This window comes from Pseudomonas sp., assembly GCF_037994325.1.
Classification (GTDB): Bacteria; Pseudomonadota; Gammaproteobacteria; order Pseudomonadales; family Pseudomonadaceae; genus Aquipseudomonas.
This window is the reverse complement of sequence record NZ_JBBNAH010000157.1, coordinates 1-4,028: the sequence shown is the minus strand read 5'-3', so window position 1 is coordinate 4,028 and position 4,028 is coordinate 1. Positions and strand designations below refer to the sequence as shown.

2 protein-coding genes are annotated in these 4,028 nt (G+C 60.2%); one reads left to right on the top strand and one right to left on the bottom strand.

Annotated elements, in window-relative coordinates; genetic code table 11:
• Positions 1-14: 14 nt before the first annotated feature.
• On the bottom strand, positions 15-3,437 hold the full coding sequence (locus AAAB16_RS05265; protein WP_340662398.1) for an ATP-binding protein: 3,423 nt from the start codon (positions 3,435-3,437) through the stop codon (positions 15-17).
• Positions 3,438-3,816: 379 nt separating this feature from the next.
• Here AAAB16_RS05265 and AAAB16_RS05260 point away from each other — a divergent pair.
• Positions 3,817-4,028: hypothetical protein (locus tag AAAB16_RS05260; protein WP_340662397.1), on the top strand; the 212-nt coding region annotated here is incomplete at its 3' end.

Genomic DNA, 4,028 nt, shown 5'->3' with positions numbered 1-4,028 from the left:
GGCTTGAGTGCCCCTCAGCCGCGTTCCAGCTCCACCCTTAACACCCGCAAATGCTCATCCAGCACTTCCCGCAACGTCTCCAACTGAATCTCCCCCCGCTGCGCCGCCAGGCTCTGACTGGCCAGGCTATGCAAACCAAAGTTCGCCGCACTGCCTTGCAACCGATGCAACAACGCCGCCCGCCGGTTATTGCCCGGATCACTGTGCGGCGCCACTAGCAATTCCTGAACGCCCTCACGCACCTCTTCCAAGGAGGCCAGAAACGAGGGCAGTAAGCGGTCAAACAAATCCGCCCCTAGCCACTGGCGTAACTGTTCAAAGCGCGGCGCCGCTAACGCGCGCTCATCGCCTGCGGCCAATTCGGCAGGCGACGGCGCAAACATATCTTCACCACTCAACAACGCCTGCAATTGCCGGCGCTGCAACGGTTTCGCCAACACGCCATCAAGCCCGGCCTGCAAGCAGGCTTGGCGATCAAGGTCAGTGGCATTAGCGGTCAACGCCACCATCAGCGGGCCCACATCCCCCTGCTGCGCACGGATAATCCGGCTGGCTTCCAGGCCGTCCATATCGGGCAGACGCATATCCATCAGCACCAGGTCGTACTCATGTTCCTGGCAACTGGCGATGGCGCCCTCACCGTCAACGGCGGTGTCCACCAGGCAGCCCCAGCTGAGCAGCAGTTCGCGGGTTACTTCGCGGCTGACCGGCACGTCTTCCACCAGCAGCACGTAAAGGCCGTCCAGCGGCACATCCAGATTCAGCTCGGGCTGATGGCGCAGCAACGGCGGCCAGGGCAAGGCCAGGCGGAAACACGAGCCAACGCCCAGGCTGCTTTGCAGGCTGATTTCGCCGCCGAGCAGTTGCACCAGGCGATGGACGATGTACAGCCCCAAGCCCACACCCGGCTGATGACTGTGTTGGTCCAAGCGGGTAAAGGCGGCGAACACCTGCGCCTGCAAGTCATCCGGAATGCCCATGCCGGTATCGGTGACCACCAGAATAAAGCCCTCACCCTGGGCGTCGGCCTGCACCCGCACATTGATGCCGCCCTGCTGGGTGAACTTGATGGCGTTGCCGAGCAGGTTGTACAGCACCTGCCGCACGCCCACCGGGCTGCCCTCCACCCAGCAGCGCTCGCCCAGGTCCATATGCAGGCTGAGTTCCAAGTGCTTGGCGCCGGCTTGCAAACGCATCACCTCGACGCATTCGCGCACCAGCTCGGCCAGATCGAACGGCACGCGCAGCGGCAGCTTGGCGGTTTCGCTGCGCGCCAGGGCCAGCAGACCATCAAGCACATCGGTGAGGCTGCGCGAGGCGCTTTGCACGGTGTCCAGGCGCCGGCGCATGGGCAGTTGCAGCTCGTGTTGGTCGAGTAACAAGGCGATATGGCCCTGAATCGCCACCAGCGGCGTGCGCAGTTCATGACTTAGGGTGGCGAGTAACTCTTCGTTCTGCCGCGCATCGCGCACGGCTTGGTCGCGGGCTTGTTCCAGGGCCAGCTGCGCACAGACTTCGCGGTCGATATCTTCAATAACGCCAAGCCAATACAGCGGCCGTTGCTCACGGTCGAGAATGCAGCGTCCGCGCAACGATACCCATAGCCAATCCCCACTGCTATGCAGCAGCCGCAGGGTGCATTGCAGCTCGCCGCTACCGCGCCGCGCGCGCAACACTTGGGTGAATAATTTGTGCGCGTCTTGCGGGTGGCTAAGGCTGAGCAAGCTGGGCGTACCGATTTCTTCGCGGTAGTAACCGAGCATGCTCCAGCAGCGCTCCGAGCCTTCGAGCTGGCGCTTGCGCACATCAAATTTCCAGTGGCCGATATCGCCACCCTGCACGCCCAACTCGGCCAGGCGCTGGCTGGTCACATCCTCAAACGTCGACACCCACCCGCCGTCTGCCAGGGAGCGCCGACGCACGTCGATAATCAGCCGATTGGCCAACGACAGGTCTTCATGGGCGCGCAAGGGCTGCCCCACTGCCGGCAATAGCAAGGCACATTCGCCAGGGTCCAACGCCAGCTCGGCGTGCTTTAAGCGGTGCAGCAATTGCCCCCGCGTACTGGCCTCCCCGGACACACCAAACAAGCGGCGAAAACGCTGGTTGATCGCCAGAATATTGCCCTGGCCGTCCACCGACAGCAGCGCGGCGTCCATATGCTCCAGGGTGCGGTCGAGCAGGTCACGGTTCTGCCGCAGCACCGCGGTACGCTGCTCGACCCGTTGCTCCAGCGAGGTATTCAAACGCTGCAAGTGGTCCGACAGCTCAACGTTATGCCGTAGCGCCGCCAACATGCGCTGGCCCAACACCACCCCGTGAGAGAGCAACAAACCCAGCACCCCAAGGGGAAACACGCTGACCGTCACCAGGCCCTCGGTGTACAGCAGCACGTCGTTGCACACCGCCGCAGTGACCAACAACATACCGAGCAAAATGCTCTGCGCGCCGTCGCGATGGCGCAGCACGGCATGGATGATATTGCTGAGAAAATAGATGCACGAAGCGACCACCAAAATCGCCGCCGGCTCGCGGGTAGCGGTGAACAACGCGGGAGGGGTGAGCAGTATCAACAGTGCCACAGCCACCCCGATTACCAACAAAGCGCGAGCGACAAACACGCTCGACTCCTCAGGAAACAAACGGCGCAGCAGCAAGGCATAAATGGCCGGGTACAGAATCTGGCAGGTGTACTTGATGTGATAAATCAGGCTGGTGGGCAGCTCCAGGCTATCCAGCAACCCGCCATTGGCCGCCGCACTTGCCGCCGCCAGCGCCAGCATCAAACTAAACGGCCCGCTGAGCATTTGCTGGCTATTCCAACTGCCCAGCAACAGCAGATAAAACGCCATCAAAATGCAGCCGCCCAGGGTAAACAACTGCACGCCCTGAGAGAGCGCAGCGCGGTGCTCCAGATAAGCGCGCGTACCGATCAGAATCGGCATATCCACCCCACCCTCACGATGGAAATGGTTCGACACCTCAATGCGCACCAACACACTGTCGGCGCCCACCGGCAAGGGAATCAGCAACGGCTTGATCCGCGGCTGCTCATCCGCCGCATCCCCTACCCGCCCCGACACCGCCACCAACTGCCCATCGACCCACACCCGCCCGGCCGACTTCAACGCATCGATATACAACGCCAGTGGCTCATTACTCACCGGCAACAACACCTGCGTCGTCAACTCAATGCGCCCAAACCCCACCTGCCCCCACCACGTCGGCGTGCCTGCATTCCAGGTAAACGGCAACGTCACCCGCTGCGGCGCGCGTACATCATCGCGCCAAGTCAACAACCACTGGCCCTGCATAATCCGCATCGGCTCAGCATCCGGCGCCCAGCCACGCAAATCCACCGTGCCGGGGTACGCCGCAAAGGACTGGCCGGAACACAGGAGCAGAAGCGACAACAGCAGCAAGCGCAACACAGCCACAGGACGCCTCGGAATGGGCAGGGAGAGATGGCACGCACGCTACGCAAAAGTGCGGAGGGGTTCAACGGGGGTTGGAAGCGGCGTGGTTTGGATGGCGAGGGCTTTATCGCACGCCGCAGAGTTAGAGATCACAAACGTTGAGGGGCAACACCAATTAACTTGGCAAATACAACTTACAAATTCCGCAACTTCGACACCGTAAAAACCTTGGCTAGAAACAACTCACCCGCCGACATGAACCGGATAGTTTTTAAGTGGGAAATTTCTTAAACACCTAAACGCACATTGAAAAGCCCGCCACACCAGAAGACGCTTACTACCAGTTTAAAAACCTAGCCAAAAACTGGCTGACGCAGCTCATCAATTCATGGACAAAAGCATGCCCCTTATTATCGAAAAAAAAGTTGGCGGCTCGGTTCTGATTTCGGACTTATTGATCGGAACAGGAACCGCACTACTAACACTCAAAGGATTTTCCGGAGATATCGAAACAAGCTATTTACACAAACTAGCCGTATCACTTTGCCTGCCCCTTGCCATAGCGGGCACATACCTATACCAAAAAAACAATCCTTTGACTGAGTTCTTAGG